Annotated in this window: 1 protein-coding gene and 1 pseudogene; one reads left to right on the forward strand and one right to left on the reverse strand. The window is 59.2% G+C overall.

Annotation, left to right across the window (positions count from 1 at the left end; genetic code table 11):
- Nucleotides 1-125: pseudogene (locus tag QZH66_RS16870) on the forward strand (IS630 family transposase); the annotation flags it as partial.
- On the opposite strand, the gene QZH66_RS16875 reads toward QZH66_RS16870, so the two are convergent.
- Nucleotides 112-960, reverse strand: coding sequence for a LysR substrate-binding domain-containing protein (locus tag QZH66_RS16875; RefSeq protein WP_305807009.1), 849 nt, complete (start codon nt 958-960; stop codon nt 112-114). The pseudogene QZH66_RS16870 and the gene QZH66_RS16875 overlap by 14 nt on opposite strands.
- Nucleotides 961-1,037 lie beyond the last annotated feature (77 nt).

The following is a 1,037-nucleotide window of genomic DNA, read 5'->3' on the forward strand; positions in this document are numbered from 1 at the left end:
AGCCTCTCCGGGAGTCCCTGGACATCAACAACGTCAAGCCGAAGCCCTTCGCATGGTCGGAAACGGCCGACGATATCCTCGCCAGCGTCGAGAGATTTTGTCTGCGAACTTCTAACTCGCGGCATTGGCGTCACCAATCCATACGGCAGGCCAGAGACCTCCTGCAACGAGGTCGCACATCTGCTCGGTAACGAGCGAAATCATGGCCGCAGTAGGGGGCGTCACCGGGCGCGTCATTGAGGTCGCACATGCCACCTGCCGCGAGATATGTGGTCTCGTGATGGTTGTGACTGCAAGTTGACCTGCTTGCACTTCATCAGCGACGGCGCCGGGCGACAGGATAGTGCTGGCCATTCCTTCTTGTACGGCCTTCTTGATGTTGGGCAGTGAGTCAATCTCTGCAATCACGTCCAACGCAACACCATGCTCCGCGCAAACCTTGTCGATGATTCTGCGCAGTCCATGTTCCTGGGCAGGAAGAACCAGAGGACGTTTCGCCAAGGAATGCAGAGAGACTTCCCTGCTCCCAGGCGTGTCACGAGGCCTGGTCACCAGCGCGAGCCGCTCCTCCAAGAGTAGCCGGTACTCGAACGCCGATTCATGTCNACGAGGCCTGGTCACCAGCGCGAGCCGCTCCTCCAAGAGTAGCCGGTACTCGAACGCCGATTCATGTCCCGACACGAAGAGAACGGAGAGGTCGAGCCTGCCCGCACGCAACCACTCGCCGAGGAAGCCGCTATGGCTCTCGATAATTTTGAGCTTGACCTTCGGGAACTGCGCTCTTGTTGCACGAAGGATGGGCAGTGTTGCCACCAACGCGACTGTTGTAGGCAATCCGATAACTACTTCGCCTTGGATGTCCTGTGCCGAATGCTGAACCGCGCTGCGCGCACGCTCGATGTCAGCAAGCACGACACGCGCATGCTGCAGCAAGGTACGTCCTGCATCGGTGAGACTCATTCCCCGGTTGGTCCTCAGAAACAGCCGGACCCCCAGCTCGCTTTCAAGCGACGCGATGCTTTGGCTGAGCGCAGGCT

The sequence above is a fragment of the Stenotrophomonas sp. YIM B06876 genome (assembly GCF_030711595.1).
Taxonomy (GTDB): Bacteria; Pseudomonadota; Gammaproteobacteria; order Xanthomonadales; family Xanthomonadaceae; genus Stenotrophomonas.